General features: G+C 44.1%; 12 protein-coding genes and 1 tRNA gene. All 13 read right to left on the bottom strand.

What is annotated here, in order from left to right; all coding sequences use genetic code 11:
• Positions 1 to 64: 64 nt before the first annotated feature.
• On the bottom strand, positions 65 to 1,249 hold the full coding sequence (gene tuf / locus NYF15_RS00600) for an elongation factor Tu (protein ID WP_062567544.1): 1,185 nt from the start codon (positions 1,247 to 1,249) through the stop codon (positions 65 to 67).
• Positions 1,250 to 1,309: 60 nt separating this feature from the next.
• The gene (fusA, locus tag NYF15_RS00595; RefSeq protein ID WP_371352411.1) at positions 1,310 to 3,424 is read right to left on the bottom strand and encodes an elongation factor G; all 2,115 of its coding nucleotides are present in this window, start codon (positions 3,422 to 3,424) and stop codon (positions 1,310 to 1,312) included.
• Positions 3,425 to 3,451: 27 nt separating this feature from the next.
• Positions 3,452 to 3,922, bottom strand: coding sequence for a 30S ribosomal protein S7 (gene rpsG, locus NYF15_RS00590; RefSeq protein WP_054554834.1), 471 nt, complete (start codon positions 3,920 to 3,922; stop codon positions 3,452 to 3,454).
• A gap of 97 nt (positions 3,923 to 4,019) precedes the next feature.
• Entirely contained in the window at positions 4,020 to 4,394 is a 375-nt protein-coding gene (gene rpsL / locus NYF15_RS00585; RefSeq protein ID WP_002958885.1) for a 30S ribosomal protein S12, read from the bottom strand.
• A 192-nt stretch (positions 4,395 to 4,586) separates the two neighbouring features.
• Positions 4,587 to 8,759 (bottom strand): DNA-directed RNA polymerase subunit beta', encoded by a 4,173-nt coding sequence (gene rpoC, locus NYF15_RS00580; protein WP_371352410.1) that lies wholly within the window; start codon positions 8,757 to 8,759, stop codon positions 4,587 to 4,589.
• 97 nt (positions 8,760 to 8,856) lie between these two features.
• Complete coding sequence (gene rpoB, locus NYF15_RS00575) at positions 8,857 to 12,882, bottom strand: DNA-directed RNA polymerase subunit beta (RefSeq protein WP_130149212.1); 4,026 nt, start codon at positions 12,880 to 12,882, stop codon at positions 8,857 to 8,859.
• 272 nt (positions 12,883 to 13,154) lie between these two features.
• Positions 13,155 to 13,520, bottom strand: coding sequence for a 50S ribosomal protein L7/L12 (gene rplL, locus NYF15_RS00570; RefSeq protein WP_130149213.1), 366 nt, complete (start codon positions 13,518 to 13,520; stop codon positions 13,155 to 13,157).
• An 81-nt stretch (positions 13,521 to 13,601) separates the two neighbouring features.
• A complete protein-coding gene (gene rplJ / locus NYF15_RS00565; RefSeq protein ID WP_062568392.1) occupies positions 13,602 to 14,096 on the bottom strand; it encodes a 50S ribosomal protein L10 in 495 nt (164 codons plus the stop codon).
• Between the two features lie 321 nt (positions 14,097 to 14,417).
• A complete protein-coding gene (gene rplA / locus NYF15_RS00560) occupies positions 14,418 to 15,122 on the bottom strand; it encodes a 50S ribosomal protein L1 (RefSeq protein ID WP_062568393.1) in 705 nt (234 codons plus the stop codon).
• A gap of 4 nt (positions 15,123 to 15,126) precedes the next feature.
• Positions 15,127 to 15,555: a 50S ribosomal protein L11 gene (gene rplK, locus NYF15_RS00555; RefSeq protein ID WP_054554827.1), complete on the bottom strand. Its 429-nt coding sequence runs from the start codon at positions 15,553 to 15,555 to the stop codon at positions 15,127 to 15,129.
• A gap of 215 nt (positions 15,556 to 15,770) precedes the next feature.
• A complete protein-coding gene (gene nusG, locus NYF15_RS00550) occupies positions 15,771 to 16,328 on the bottom strand; it encodes a transcription termination/antitermination protein NusG (RefSeq protein ID WP_062568394.1) in 558 nt (185 codons plus the stop codon).
• A 4-nt stretch (positions 16,329 to 16,332) separates the two neighbouring features.
• Positions 16,333 to 16,710, bottom strand: a complete 378-nt coding sequence (gene secE / locus NYF15_RS00545) for a preprotein translocase subunit SecE (RefSeq protein WP_062568395.1) — start codon at positions 16,708 to 16,710, stop codon at positions 16,333 to 16,335.
• A 128-nt stretch (positions 16,711 to 16,838) separates the two neighbouring features.
• Positions 16,839 to 16,915: transfer RNA gene (locus tag NYF15_RS00540), tRNA-Trp, on the bottom strand.
• Positions 16,916 to 17,038 lie beyond the last annotated feature (123 nt).

Below are 17,038 nucleotides of genomic sequence, written 5' to 3'. Positions count from 1 at the left end.
TTAGGCATTAAAAAAGGCCGCCTAGGCGACCTTTTTATAAGCTGTGAAGCTCTATCTGTTGATATTACTCAACGATAGTTGCTACAACACCAGCACCAACTGTACGGCCACCTTCACGGATAGCGAAGCGTAAACCTTCGTCCATCGCGATTGGAGCGATTAGTTCTACAGTCATCTTGATGTTGTCACCAGGCATTACCATTTCAACGCCGTCTGGTAACTGTACGTCACCTGTTACGTCAGTTGTACGGAAGTAGAACTGTGGACGGTAACCTTTGAAGAATGGCGTGTGACGACCACCTTCATCTTTAGAAAGTACGTATACTTCTGAAGTGAACTTCGTGTGTGGAGTGATTGAACCAGGCTTAGCTAGTACTTGACCACGTTCAACGTCTTCACGCTTAGTACCACGTAGAAGTGCACCGATGTTCTCACCCGCACGACCTTCGTCTAGAAGCTTACGGAACATCTCAACACCTGTACACGTTGTCTTCGTAGTTTCTTTGATACCTACGATTTCAACTTCGTCATTCACGTTGATGATACCAGCTTCAACACGGCCAGTTACAACTGTACCACGGCCTTGGATTGAGAATACGTCTTCGATAGGCATGATGAATGGCTTATCGATGTCACGCTCTGGCTCTGGGATGTAAGAATCTAGTGCTTCTGCAAGCTCAACGATTTTGTCTTCCCACTCTTTCTCACCTTCTAACGCTTTAAGCGCAGAACCTTGGATTAGAGGTAGGTCATCACCTGGGAAGTCGTACTCAGAAAGAAGTTCACGAACTTCCATCTCAACTAGCTCAAGTAGCTCTTCGTCGTCAACCATGTCACATTTGTTCATGAATACGATGATGTAAGGTACACCAACCTGACGAGAAAGTAGGATGTGCTCACGAGTTTGTGGCATAGGACCGTCAGTCGCAGCAACTACTAGGATTGCGCCGTCCATTTGAGCAGCACCAGTGATCATGTTTTTAACATAATCGGCGTGTCCTGGACAGTCTACGTGTGCGTAGTGACGAGTTGGTGTATCGTACTCAACGTGTGAAGTTGAGATTGTGATACCACGCTCACGCTCTTCTGGAGCGTTATCGATTGATGCGAAGTCTTTCGCTACACCACCGTATACTTTTGCAAGTACGTTAGTGATTGCTGCAGTTAGGGTAGTTTTACCGTGGTCAACGTGGCCGATTGTACCTACGTTTACGTGCGGTTTTACGCGTTCAAACTTTTCTTTTGCCATCTTAAAAAATTCCTATAAAGAAATTAACGCCTGACCCACTATTGGGCCAGACAAGCTAAATCATGTAACAGCGCGAGCTGCAATTATTGCATCTGCAACATTCTTCGCGGCTTCTGCATACTTTAAGAACTCCATAGAGTACGATGCACGGCCTTGTGTTGCAGATCGCAGATCAGTTGCATAACCAAACATTTCAGAAAGTGGGACTTGCGCATTAATTTGCTTAAGACCACCAAATGCTTCTTCCATGCCTTCGATCATGCCGCGGCGACGATTTAAGTCACCAACTACATCACCCATGTTTTCTTCAGGAGTGATAACTTCAACCTTCATTACTGGTTCAAGAAGAGCAGGATTTGCTTCAAGCGCACCTTTCTTCATCGCCATTGAACCTGCAATCTTAAATGCCATCTCATTCGAGTCTACATCATGGAATGAACCATCAAATAGAGTCGCCTTGACGCCAAGTAATGGGTAGCCTGCCAGCACACCTTGAGTCATTTGCTCTTGGATGCCTTTATCTACCGCAGGGATGTATTCCTTAGGAACCGCACCACCAACGATTTCGTTAACGAACTCGTAAGTTGGCGCTTCATCTTCCGAAATATCCATCGGTTCAAGTTTAAGCCAGACGTGACCATATTGACCACGACCACCTGATTGACGTACGAACTTTCCTTCAACTTCAACAGCTGAGCGGATAGCTTCACGGTATGCTACCTGCGGCTTACCAACGTTACATTCAACACTGAATTCACGCTTCATACGGTCGACAATGATATCAAGGTGAAGTTCACCCATACCAGAAATAATAGTCTGGCCTGATTCTTCGTCAGTCTGTACGCGGAAAGATGGATCTTCTGCAGCTAGTTTACCCAGCGCAATCCCCATCTTATCTTGGTCAGCTACTGTGCGAGGCTCGACCGCAACAGAGATAACTGGCTCTGGGAACTCCATACGCTCAAGCGTAATAATTGAGTTCGGATCACACAGTGTTTCACCTGTTGTTACGTCTTTAAGACCAATAGCCGCCGCGATGTCGCCTGCGTAGACTACTTTGATCTCTTCACGTGAGTTTGAATGCATCTGAACGATACGACCAAGTCGCTCACGCTTACTTTTAACTGGGTTATATACCGCGTCACCCTGTTTAACTGTACCAGAGTAAACACGGAAGAAGGTCAAGGTGCCAACGAACGGGTCTGTCGCAATCTTAAAAGCAAGTGCGGCAAACGGTGCGTTATCATCAGCAGGACGTTCTTCCTCAGTACCGTCTTCAACGATACCTTGGATTTGTTTCACTTGTGTTGGTGCAGGCATATATTCAATAACAGCATCAAGCACAGCTTGAACACCCTTATTTTTAAATGCACTACCACACGTCATGGGAACAATTTCGTTTGCTAATGTGCGCTGACGTAAAGCTGCTTTAATTTCAGCTTCAGTCAGGTCTTCACCTTCTAAGTATTTTTCCATTAGTTCTTCAGATGCTTCAGCTGCACTCTCAACTAAGTGAGAACGCCATTCTTCAGCTAATTCCTGAAGGTCTGCCGGAATAGCCTCATAAGTGAAAGTCATTCCCTGGTCTTCTTCATTCCAGTTAATGGCTTTCATCTTGATAAGGTCTATAACACCTTTAAAGTCGTCTTCAGCCCCAATTGGAAGCTGAATTGGAACAGGCGTTGCTCCAAGACGAGATTCCACCTGCTCTACAACCGTTAAGAAGTCAGCGCCTGTGCGATCCATTTTATTTACGAAGATCATTCTCGGAACTTCGTACTTGTTCGCTTGACGCCAGACTGTCTCAGTTTGCGGCTGTACACCAGATGAAGCACAAAGAACAACTACCGCACCATCTAGTACGCGTAAAGAACGCTCTACTTCGATAGTGAAATCTACGTGTCCTGGCGTATCAATAATATTGATACGATGGTCGTCAAATTGAGCGTCCATCCCTTTCCAGAAACACGTTGTTGCAGCAGAAGTGATTGTGATACCACGCTCTTGTTCCTGCTCCATCCAATCCATAGTTGCAGCGCCATCATGTACTTCACCGATCTTATGAGAAAGACCCGTGTAGAACAGAACTCGTTCTGTTGTAGTGGTTTTGCCTGCATCTACGTGAGCACAAATACCAATATTACGGTAACGCTCAAGTGGAGTTGTACGTGCCATATGATCCTCTTAAAGGTTAAGGGCAGATTACCAACGGTAATGAGCGAATGCTTTATTCGCTTCAGCCATACGGTGAACGTCTTCACGTTTCTTAACCGCAGTGCCTTTGTTGTCAGCAGCGTCAACGATTTCTTGAGCTAAACGTAAGCCCATAGATTTTTCGCCACGCTTACGTGCAGCGTCTACTAACCAACGCATACCTAATGCGTTGCGACGTACTGGACGTACTTCAACTGGTACTTGGTACGTTGAACCACCAACACGGCGAGATTTAACCTCTACCTGTGGGCGAACGTTTTCAAGTGCAGCTTCAAAGATTTCTAGGTGCGACTTGCCTGATTTCTCAGCAGCCACGTCTAACGCACCATAAACGATTTTTTCAGCAGTAGATTTCTTGCCGTCTAACATTACTACGTTAACGAATTTAGCAAGAAGTTCCGATCCGAACTTAGGATCTGGAAGAATTTTACGTTGACCTATTACGCGTCTTCTAGGCATTTTGTATCTCCGGTATCTTCAGGTTTGCTCTTTTAGAGTCAATACCCAAAACAATTAATTTAAAAATTTAGTGCTTGGCCTTACTAACGGAGAACCATTAGCCCTTAGGGCGTTTAGCACCGTATTTAGAACGAGCTTGACGACGGTCGCTAACGCCTGCACAGTCAAGTGCACCACGTACAGTGTGGAAACGCACACCTGGTAAGTCTTTAACACGACCACCACGGATTAGGATTACACTGTGCTCTTGTAGGTTGTGGCCTTCACCACCAATGTATGATGTTACTTCGAAACCGTTAGTTAAACGAACACGCGCTACTTTACGTAATGCAGAGTTTGGTTTCTTAGGTGTAGTTGTATATACACGAGTACATACACCACGCTTTTGCGGACACGCTTTAAGCGCAGCTGAGTTACTTTTAGTAACCTTGCTACGACGTGGCTTACGCACTAGCTGGTTAATAGTTGCCATTTAAATAGCTCCTGAAATTAAAATTACTACTGAAAAAATAAAAAATCCGCCCTGTTTACATGCTCGTTACAAAACGTGCAGGCAAATGGGTGGCGGAATTTTAATGAGCAAAGTTTAACCTGTCAACCTTAACTCATCGTAAGGCAGCAGATAACTGCCTTACGATTACTTAATCTATTGATTAAGCTGAGATTATTGGTTTCCAGAGATATCAGCATTAAGTGCGTCAGTAAGTGCTTGAGTTGCCTCTTCAGCGCTTACTGTTTGCTCTTCGATGATTTCACCTTGCTTGCGACGATTCAAACGGTCTTGGTGATACGCAAAGCCAGTACCGGCTGGGATCAGACGACCCACAATTACGTTCTCTTTCAGACCACGAAGTTCATCGCTCTTACCATTTACAGCGGCTTCTGTTAGGACACGTGTCGTTTCCTGGAACGATGCTGCAGAAATGAAAGATTCTGTTGCAAGTGACGCTTTAGTGATACCCATTAATTGGATTTCAAACTTCGCTGGGATCTTGCCTTGTTTTTCAAGTTCACGGTTAGAAATATTAACGCGTGCTACTTCAACTTGTTCACCGGCTAAGAACTCAGTGTCACCGCCGTCAAGGATGATACATTTACGTAGCATCTGACGAATAATTGTCTCAATGTGCTTGTCATTGATCTTAACGCCTTGCAAGCGGTAAACCTCTTGCACTTCGTTAACGATATAGTTAGCTACATGAGTTACACCACGTAGGCGTAAGATGTCATGTGGTGACTCAGGACCATCGGCGATAACCTCACCTTTAGACACTTGCTCACCTTCGAACACGTTAAGTTGACGCCATTTAGGGATCATCTCTTCGTATGCGTCACCCTCAGCAGGAGTGATTACAAGACGCTTCTTACCTTTTGTTTCTTTACCGAAGCTGATTGTACCTGTGATTTCTGCAAGGATTGCAGGATCTTTCGGCTTACGTGCTTCGAATAAGTCAGCTACGCGAGGTAGACCACCCGTGATATCACGAGTTTTCGAACCTTCTTGCGGAATACGTGCAAGTACGTCACCTGGGTTTGCAGTTGCGCCGTCTGTTACTTCAATCGTTGTGAATGAAGGTAGACGTGTTTCTTGCAGACCACGCTCATCACTTTCGATGATTAGTTTAGGTTCTTTCGCATTCGCTTTACCTAAGTCTTTAACAACCACACGTGTTAAACCAGTTAACTCGTCTGTTTGTGCTTCGGTATTTGAGTCATCAATGTCGCTGAACGAGATTTTTGACTTGTGCTCAAGAACGATTGGGTGACTATGCGGATCCCAAGTTGCAACGATATCGTTACCTTGAACTTCTGCATTATCTTGTACAGTTAACACCGCACCGTAAGGTACTTTATAACGCTCTTTCTCACGACCAAAGCTATCAATGATAGTGATCTCTGTTGAACGAGACGTGATAACAATCTTACCGTCTGTGTTTAATACGTACTTCGCATTGTGTAACTTCAATGTACCGTTAGTTTTAACTTGTACACTGTTTTCAGCAGACGCTCGAGACGCCGCACCACCGATGTGGAAGGTACGCATCGTAAGCTGTGTACCTGGCTCACCGATTGATTGTGCCGCGATAACACCTACTGACTCACCTGGGTTGATGATGTGGCCACGCGCAAGGTCACGACCGTAACACTTAGCACATACACCAAAGTCATTATCACAAGTGATTACTGAACGAACGCGTACTTCGTCTACTGAGTGCTCTTCTAAAAGGTCACACAGTTTTTCGTCAAGCATGATGTTACGCTCAACAAGTACTTCGTTTGTACCAGGGATTAATACATCTTCAGCAACAACACGACCAAGAACACGTTCGCGAAGTGCTTCTACAACGTCACCACCTTCGATAAGCGGTTTCATTGTTAAGCCATCTTCTGTGCCACAATCGTCTTCATTGATTACTAAGTCTTGTGCAACGTCTACTAGACGACGCGTTAAGTAACCCGAGTTTGCTGTTTTAAGTGCTGTATCGGCAAGACCTTTACGCGCACCGTGCGTCGAGATGAAGTACTGTAGTACGTTTAGACCTTCACGGAAGTTCGCCGTGATTGGTGTCTCGATGATTGAACCATCTGGACGTGCCATTAGACCACGCATACCCGCTAACTGACGGATCTGAGCGGCGCTACCACGTGCACCTGAGTCTGCCATCATAAACACTGAGTTGAATGAAGATTGCTCTTCTTCTTCGCCTTTCGCGTTAATTACAGTGTCTTTTGATAAGTTCGCCATCATCTCACGTGATAAGTTTTCATTTACACGTGACCAGATATCGATAACTTTGTTGTACTTTTCACCAGCCGTTACAAGACCTGATTGGAATTGTTGGTTGATTTCAGTTACTTCAGCTTCCGCTGATTCAATGATTTCTGCTTTAACCGGTGGGATAACTAAGTCATCGATACCGATTGAAACACCTGACTTCATCGCGTAGTGGAAACCTGTGTACATTACTTGGTCAGCAAAGATTACTGTATCTTTAAGACCTAGACGACGGTAACACTCGTTTAATAAGCCAGAAATTTGTTTCTTACCTAGGGCTTGGTTGATTAGCTCAAACGGCATGCCTTTAGGTAGGATTAGTGAAAGAATTGCACGACCTACTGTTGTTTCAACAATAGATACTTGCTCAACTGCATCACCCTCTTCTGTACTAATTGTCTCGCTGATACGTACTTTTACGCGTGCATGTAACTCAGCGTTACCGCTGCGGTATGCTTTTTCAGCTTCTTTAGGATCTTTAAATACAGTGCCTTCGCCTTTCGCATTAATGCGATCACGAGTCATGTAGTAAAGACCTAATACAACGTCCTGTGAAGGAACGATGATTGGCTCACCATTCGCTGGAGATAGGATGTTGTTTGTAGACATCATTAGCGCACGTGCTTCTAACTGTGCCTCAAGCGTTAACGGTACGTGTACCGCCATTTGGTCACCATCGAAGTCAGCGTTGTACGCCGCACAAACTAATGGGTGTAAATGGATCGCTTTACCTTCGATAAGCACAGGTTCGAACGCTTGGATACCCAAACGGTGAAGAGTTGGTGCACGGTTAAGTAATACTGGGTGTTCACGAATTACTTCGTCTAATACATCCCATACTTCTGCCACTTCACGCTCAACCATCTTCTTCGCAGCTTTGATAGTCGTAGCCATGCCGCGACGCTCTAGTTTGCCGTAGATAAATGGTTTGAATAGCTCAAGTGCCATCTTCTTAGGAAGACCACACTGGTGTAGTTTAAGCGTAGGACCTACTGTGATTACAGAACGGCCTGAGTAATCTACACGTTTACCAAGTAAGTTCTGACGGAAACGACCTTGCTTACCTTTGATCATATCAGCAAGCGATTTAAGAGGACGTTTGTTAGAACCTGTGATCGCACGACCGCGACGACCGTTATCAAGTAGCGCATCTACCGCTTCTTGTAACATACGTTTTTCGTTGCGTACGATAATGTCTGGTGCTGCTAAATCTAATAGACGCTTAAGACGGTTATTACGGTTAATAACACGACGGTATAGGTCATTCAGATCAGAAGTCGCAAAACGACCACCGTCTAGTGGTACTAATGGACGTAGATCAGGTGGCAGTACTGGAAGTACAGTCATGATCATCCACTCAGGGTTGTTACCTGATTGGTGGAAAGATTCCATTAATTTAAGACGTTTAGTGATCTTCTTACGCTTCGTTTCAGAGTTAATTGTTGGTAACTCTTCACGCATTTCAGCAATTAATTGGCCAAGATCAAGTTCACGAAGCAAGTCTAAAACTGCTTCCGCACCCATCTTCGCTTCAAACTCATCACCGTGCTCTTCTAGTGCATCTAGGTACTCTTCTTCACCTAAAAGTTGACCACGCTCAAGCGTTGTCATACCAGGCTCAGTTACAACGAATGATTCGAAGTAAAGTACGCGTTCGATGTCACGAAGTGTCATGTCTAGCATTAAGCCGATACGTGACGGTAATGATTTTAAGAACCAAATGTGCGCAACTGGGCTGGCAAGTTCAATGTGACCCATACGGTCACGACGCACTTTAGTAAGCGTTACTTCAACGCCACACTTTTCACAAATAACACCACGGTGCTTAAGGCGCTTATATTTACCACATAAACACTCATAATCTTTCACTGGGCCGAAAATACGGGCACAGAATAAGCCGTCGCGCTCAGGCTTGAAAGTACGGTAGTTGATTGTCTCAGGTTTCTTTACTTCACCGTATGACCATGAACGAACCATATCTGGCGAAGCAAGACCAATGCGAATTGCATCGAATTCTTCGGTCTTATTTTGTTGCTTCAGAAACTTAAGTAAGTCTTTCACCTTAGCTCTCCTGTCGGAGGTTAATCTTGAGGGCGAACCAATCGCCCCTACATTCTATTCGGCCTAACAGGTGCGGCTTACGCCGCACCTAAATGGCTTAATTTTCTTCCAACTCGATGTTGATACCCAGTGAGCGGATTTCTTTCAACAATACGTTGAACGATTCTGGCATACCTGGTTCCATCTTATGGTTACCATCTACGATGTTCTTATACATCTTAGTACGACCGTTCACGTCATCCGATTTCACTGTTAGCATTTCTTGTAGAGTATATGCAGCACCGTAAGCTTCTAGTGCCCACACCTCCATCTCACCGAAACGCTGGCCACCGAACTGCGCTTTACCACCCAGCGGCTGCTGAGTAACAAGGCTGTAAGAACCAGTTGAACGTGCGTGCATCTTGTCATCAACCAAGTGGTTAAGTTTCAGCATGTACATGTAACCAACAGTTACTTGACGTTCAAACTGATCGCCAGTACGGCCATCATAAAGTGTAACTTGACCGCTTCTTGGATAACCACCAAGCTCTAGTAAGTCTTTGATCTCGCCTTCACGAGCACCATCAAAGGCTGGAGTTGCGATCGGTAAACCACCTTTCAAGTTTTCAGCTAAGCGACGAACTTCGTCATCTGAGAAAGTGTCAATATCGACTTTCTGACGACAATCACCTAATTCGTAAACTTTCTTAACGAAGCTACGGATTTCGTGCAGTTCACGCTGCTCTTTCATCATTTCTTCTAAGCGCTCACCCACACCACGTGCAGCAAGACCCATGTGTGTTTCTAGGATCTGACCGATGTTCATACGTGATGGTACACCTAGCGGGTTCAGAACGATGTCTACCGTACGACCTTTGTCATCGTATGGCATATCTTCTACTGGTACGATAGTCGAGATAACACCTTTGTTACCGTGACGACCCGCCATCTTATCACCCGGTTGGATACGACGTTTAACAGCTAGGTATACTTTAACAATCTTAAGTACGCCTGGTGCTAAGTCATCACCTTGAGTGATCTTACGACGTTTGTTTTCAAACTTCTTATCGTATTCAGCTTTAAGCTCATCGTACTGTGCAGCTAGTTGCTCAAGTTCAGCTTGCTTGTCTTCTTCAGCAAGGCTTTGAGTAAGCAGCTTTTCAGCATTTAGTGATGCAATTGAATCTGCGTTCAGACCTGCGTCAACAAGTAGCTTACGAGCACGGTCTAATACACCTGCTTCTAAGATACGGAACTCTTCGTTGAAGTCTTTCTTCGCTTCGCGAAGCTGCATGTCTTCAACTTCTAACGCACGCTTATCTTTTTCAACACCGTCACGGGTGAAAACTTGTACGTCGATTACAGTACCCGTTACAGAGTTTGGTACGCGTAAAGAGCTGTCTTTAACGTCTGACGCTTTCTCACCGAAGATAGCACGTAGTAGCTTTTCTTCTGGCGTTAATTGCGTTTCGCCTTTCGGAGTCACTTTACCTACTAGAATATCGCCGCCTTTCACTTCAGCACCGATATAAACAACGCCTGATTCATCAAGCTTGCCTAGTGCAGACTCACCTACGTTAGGGATATCTGCTGTGATCTCTTCAGGACCTAATTTAGTATCACGTGCGATACATTGTAGTTCTTGAATGTGGATAGTCGTTAGACGATCTTCTTGAACTACACGCTCAGATAGTAGGATTGAATCCTCGAAGTTATAACCGTTCCATGGCATGAATGCCACGCGAAGGTTCTGACCAAGTGCTAAGTCACCTAAGTCAGTCGAAGGACCATCTGCTAATACGTCACCACGTGTTACCGGCTCACCAACCATACACGTTGGTTTTTGGTTAATACATGTATTTTGGTTTGAGCGAGTGTATTTAGTAAGGTTGTAAATATCGATGCCCGCTTCACCTGGAATACGCTCATCTTCATGTACATTTACAACGATGCGGCTTGCATCCGCATACATTACTTCACCACCACGCTTAGCAACGATCGTTACACCAGAATCTTTCGCTAGTGTAAGCTCAATACCTGTACCTACTAACGGTTTGTCCGCGATCAGTGTTGGTACGGCTTGACGTTGCATGTTTGAACCCATCAATGCACGGTTAGCATCATCGTGTTCTAAGAACGGGATAAGTGCTGCCGCTACAGAGATCACCTGTTGTGGTGATACGTCCATATATTGTTGGTCCATTTTGCCCATAAAGGTTGATTCACCTTTGTGACGACATGGAATTAGTTCATCAACAAACTCATTGTTGTCGTTCAAGTTTGAGTTCGCCTGAGCGATAACAAACTGACCTTCTTCAATGGCTGATAAGTAATCTACTTCATCAGTAACTACACCGTTTACCACTTTACGGTAAGGTGTTTCTAAGAAACCATAGTCATTAGTACGTGCGTACGTAGACAATGAGTTAATTAGACCGATGTTTGGACCCTCAGGCGTTTCGATTGGACATACACGACCATAGTGAGTTACGTGAACGTCTCGCACTTCGAAGCCCGCGCGTTCACGTGTTAAACCACCCGGACCTAATGCAGAAATACGACGCTTGTGCGTTACTTCTGAAAGCGGGTTATTTTGGTCCATGAACTGTGATAACTGAGATGAACCAAAGAACTCTTTAACCGCTGCCGAAATAGGCTTAGCGTTAATAAGATCTTGTGGCATTACCGCATCAAGGTCACCTAAGCTTAAACGCTCACGTACAGCACGTTCAACACGTACTAGACCAACACGGAATTGGTTCTCAGCCATTTCGCCAACACTACGGATACGACGGTTGCCTAAGTGGTCGATATCATCAACATCGCCAACACCGTTACGAATAGCGATAAGCACTTTCATAACAGCTACGATGTCTTCTTTCGATAATGTGCCAGGGCCTGTATCTGAGTCATAGCCTACACGGCTATTGAACTTCATACGACCAACTGTTGATAAATCGTAACGCTCGTCAGAGAAGAACAAGTTATCAAATAAGGCTTCAGCCGCGTCTTTCGTCGGTGGCTCGCCTGGGCGCATCATGCGATAAATTTCTACTAATGCTTCTAAACGGTTGCTTGTTGTGTCGATACGTAATGTATCTGACATGTAGGCGCCGCTGTCCACTTCGTTGATATATAGTGTATCAATCTTAGTGTGACCTGCTTTAACCAATTCAGCCATTAGCTCAAGTGATAGCTCGTCATTCGCGTTTGCGATGATCTCACCTGTTGATTCATCAACATAGTTTTTAGCTACAACACGACCAATGATGTACTCATGCGGTACTTCTAATTGGTTAATACCTTTTTTCTCGATGTTCTTGATGTGACGCGCAGTAATACGACGACCCGCTTCAACAAGGACTTCACCGTCTTCGCCTTTGATATCAAAAGCGGCAGTTTCACCACGTAAACGTGAAGGCACAAGTTCCATAAGAACTTTACCATCAGTTACTTCAAACGCAGTGGTATCGAAGAAGATATCTAGAATTTCTTCTGTAGAAAACTCTAGTGCACGTAAGATAATTGACGCTGGTAATTTACGACGACGGTCAATACGTACATATAGGTTATCTTTTGCATCAAACTCGAAGTCTAACCATGAACCACGGTAAGGAATTACACGCGCGTTATAGAGTACTTTACCTGACGAGTGAGTTTTACCACGGTCGTTATCAAAGAATACACCAGGGCTACGGTGTAGCTGAGAAACGATAACACGCTCTGTACCATTGATTACAAAGGTACCGGTATCAGTCATGAGCGGAATTTCGCCCATGTAAACTTCTTGCTCTTTTATGTCTTTAACTGTGCCTGGTGCTTCTTTGTCCATCACCACAAGACGCAATTTTACGCGAAGTGGAGCAGAATAAGTCACACCGCGAATTTGACATTCTTTTACATCGAATACTGGCTCACCAATACGATAACTTACGTATTGTAGCTCAGAATTTCCCGAGTAGCTTTTGATCGGAAACACAGAACGGAAAGCAGCTTCCAAACCGTGATCGCCATCAGCGTCAGGGACTAAGAATTTTTTAAACGATTCTAACTGCGTCGACAGTAAGAAAGGTATATCCAAAACTTGTGGACGTTTACCAAAATCCTTACGGATACGTTTCTTTTCAGAATAAGAGTAAGCCATGGGGTTCCTCAGCTTGCTGATCTTTGACCCGACCTGTTCTTGTAAGAACAGACTTAACTGGCATCTATGCCAAGATGTACAACATTAAATTGTTGTTCTATTTTGCTCGGTTACTTTCACCGTTAATTTACATAACAAATTGAAAATAAAGAGAAAATTAGATTTTGTTTGCGCTACAGGATTGCATCGCTCCATAGCGCAAAAAGGCCGGTGATTAAATAATCACCAGCCCTTGCCTGATTACTCAGGCAGCGAACCTAGCGTAAGCTAGATTACTTAACCTCAACTTCAGCACCAGCTTCAGTAAGGTCTTTTGCAAGCGCTTCAGCTTCTTCTTTAGATACACCTTCTTTAAGAGGTGCAGGAGCTGATTCAACAAGAGCTTTCGCTTCTTTAAGGCCAAGACCAGTTGCACCACGTACAGCTTTGATTGCAGCAACCTTGTTAGCGCCAGCGCCAGTAAGGATTACGTCAAACTCAGTCTTTTCTTCAGCTGCATCACCAGCAGCAGGACCTGCAACAACAGCAGCAGCTGCAGTTACGCCGAATTTCTCTTCCATTGCTTCAACTAGAGCAACAACGTCCATTACTGACATTTCAGCAATAGCATCAAGGATTTGGTCTTTAGTTACAGACATTACAAATTTCCTAATTATTACGGACTAATTCTAGCCCAAAAAAAATATTACACCGAAAGTGAACAAAAAAACAGCTTAAAATTAAGCAGCTTGCTCAGCTTTCTGTACACGTACTGCTTCAATTGTTTTACACAATTTGCCAGCAGACGCTTCTTTCATAGCGCTCATTAAGCGTGCAACAGCTTCGTCGTAAGTAGGTAGAGTTGCTAGCATAGCTGCGTCTACTACATTACCTTCAAATGCAGCCGTCTTAACTTCGAATTTCTCATTCTTTTTCGCGAAATCTGAGAAGATACGCGCAGCAGCACCTGGGTGCTCTGATGAGAAAGCGATTAAGCTTGGACCAACAAGTGAGTCAGAAAGGCACTCAAAGTCTGTACCTTCAACAGCACGTTTAGCTAAAGTGTTACGAACAACTTTCATCCATACACCAGCTTCACGAGCTTCTTTACGAAGGGCAGTGATAGCACCAACTGTTACACCACGAGAATCTGCAACAACTGCAGAAAGAGCACCAGTGGCTGCTTCGTTGACTTCAGCAACAATTGCTTTTTTGCCTTGAAGATTTAAAGCCATGGGTGTTACTCCTGGTTTAATGGGTCGCCTACATAGGCTTCCCTGTTCTACTCTTCCCCATCAATGATGGAGATGCTTTTTACGGCGAGAGCCAGAAGATTAGGAAAAATCTATCTGGGGATTCACACCGTCTACGTAGGTAAAATTTATTAAGGCCGAAGCCGCCTACGGTCTTGGACGGAAGCCCAATTTATCGTTTTTACCCGAAGGCAGTACGAAATTATGGACTTCAACCCGAATTCTTTACTTGTTTCGAAATTAACTTTCTCAACAAAATGGCGCAAAATTATAGTTTAAATTTCGCGCCATGTAAACTCTTAATTAAGCAACAACTGTGCTTAAAGAGTTTTGGTCAACAGCAACACCTGCGCCCATTGTTGTAGAGATAGTTACTTTTTTCACGTAAGTACCTTTTGCTTGAGAAGGTTTAGCCTTCTTAAGCGCAACAATAAGAGCTTCAAGGTTTTGTTGAAGTTGCTCAGCAGTGAAATCAACCTTACCGATAGTAGTATGGATGATACCGTTCTTGTCGTTACGGTAACGAACTTGACCTGCTTTCGCGTTTTTAACTGCTTCTGCAACGTTAGGTGTTACAGTACCAGTTTTAGGGTTTGGCATTAGACCACGAGGGCCTAAGATTTGACCTAGTTGACCAACAACACGCATAGCGTCTGGAGATGCAACAACAACGTCAAAGTTCATCTCGCCTTTCTTAACTTGTTCAGCAAGATCTTCCATGCCCACTAATTCAGCACCAGCTTCTTTCGCAGCATCTGCGTTAGCGCCTTGTGTGAATACAGCAACACGAACTTCACGACCAGTACCGTTAGGTAGTACAGTTGCACCACGAACGTTTTGGTCAGATTTACGAGCATCGATACCAAGGTTAACAGCAACGTCAACACTTTCTACGAATTTAGCTGTCGCTAACTCTTTTAAAAGAGCAACGGCTTCGTTGATTTCGTAATCTTTAGTCGCATCCACTTTTTCGCGGATTGTACGCATACGTTTAGTTAATTTTGCCATTATCTTAGTCCTCTACGTTCAAGCCCATCGCACGCGCAGAACCTGCGATAGTGCGAACTGCAGCGTCCATATCAGCCGCTGTAAGGTCAGGTCGTTTTGTCTCAACGATTTCTTCAAGTTGAGCACGAGTAACTGTACCCACTTTTTCAGTGTTAGGACGGCCAGAACCTGATTTGATACCTGCAGCTTTCTTAAGTAAGTAAGCAGCCGGTGGAGTTTTCATGTCGAACGTGAAAGAACGGTCACCGTAAACAGAGATCACTACAGGAACTGGAGCGCCTTTTTCGATAGACTCTGTACGTGCGTTGAACGCTTTACAGAATTCCATGATGTTTACACCGTGTTGACCTAGTGCTGGACCTACTGGAGGACTAGGGTTAGCCATACCAGCGGCAACTTGTAGCTTGATAATAGCTTCAACTTTTTTAGCCATAATAAATACCTCATTTGGTGGGTCATAGCCTTGTGCGCGCGAGGACGCGTACTCTAACGGCTTCCCAGTTTAAAAATTGGTTCTCACTTTTCGTGATAAAACAAGTGATAACTTGCCCTAACACAAAAAGGCCGCTGATTATAAGTTAATCAACGGCCTTTTTCAAGCTTATTGCCAATAATATTAAACGATTTTGACAGCTTTAATTTTTTTACTTATTTGTCTTGTTCAACTTGACCAAATTCAAGCTCAACTGGTGTCGAACGACCAAAGATAAGTACAGATACTTTCACGCGGCTCTTTTCGTAATCCACTTCTTCAACGACACCGCTGAAGTCAGCAAATGGACCATCAATAACACGAACAACTTCGCCTGGTTCAAATAATGTTGCAGGCTTAGGTGCTTCAGCATTTTCTTGCAGACGATTTAAGATGCGATCAGCTTCTTTTTTGCTGATTGGTGCAGGACGATCTGATGTACCACCAATAAAGCCCATTACACGCGCAGTGCTGTTCACTAAGTGCCAGCTTGCATCGTTCATGTCCATTTCTACTAATACGTAACCTGGGAAGAATTTACGCTCAGATTTACGCTTTTGACCAGCACGCATCTCAACAACTTCTTCAGTTGGTACTAAAACTTCACCAAAACTATCTTCCAAACCTTCGATCTTGATGTGCTCAAGAATAGTTTGTGCAACACGCTTCTCATAACCAGAGAAAGCTTGTACTACGTACCAACGTAGTTTCTTTTCGTTCTTCTCATCCGACATGGGATCAGATCTCCAATCCAGTTAAAAAGCCTACAGCGCGGAATAAAATGCCATCTAATCCCCACAGGATAAGTGCCATAATCACAGTTGCAACCATTACAATTAATGTTGTATGGGTTGTTTCTTGGCGCGTTGGCCAGACAACTTTACGCACTTCAATACGTGCCTCTTTTGCAAACGCAATAAAAGTACGGCCTTTTTCAGTAAGTGAGGCAATACCTAAACCTGCTGCAACAGCAACCACTACGCCAATTGCACGTAATAATACAGATTGGTCTGCGTACATGTGGTTACCAACAACTGCGCCTGCTAGTAGCGCTATCGCTACAATCCACTTCACTGAATCCATCGCACTTGATGGTGTTTCTACATTCGTGCTCATAATATTATTACCTTAACTACAGACACAACAACCCTGCTCTTTGGCAGGGTTAATCCATTAAAATCTAAACTTAAAAACTGACTGTTTAAACCGATTTTTAATTTTAGACTTCACACAGAGTGTAAAAGTGGCAGGGGCGGAGAGATTCGAACTCCCAACCGTCGGTTTTGGAGACCGCTGTTCTACCAATTGGAACTACGCCCCTGCAAAGTGGATGCCTATTATACTTACGCAATTCATTAACACAAGTGTAAAAGATACCCAGAAGTTAAATTCTCGTCAGTCTATTTAAAAATCAATATTAACATTGATTAAAAAGCAGTTTATT

Origin of the sequence: Pseudoalteromonas sp. 68 DY56-GL68, assembly GCF_041414825.1 — a bacterium.
In the GTDB taxonomy this organism is placed as follows: Bacteria; Pseudomonadota; Gammaproteobacteria; order Enterobacterales; family Alteromonadaceae; genus Pseudoalteromonas.
This window is presented reverse-complemented; position numbering and strand designations above follow the sequence as displayed.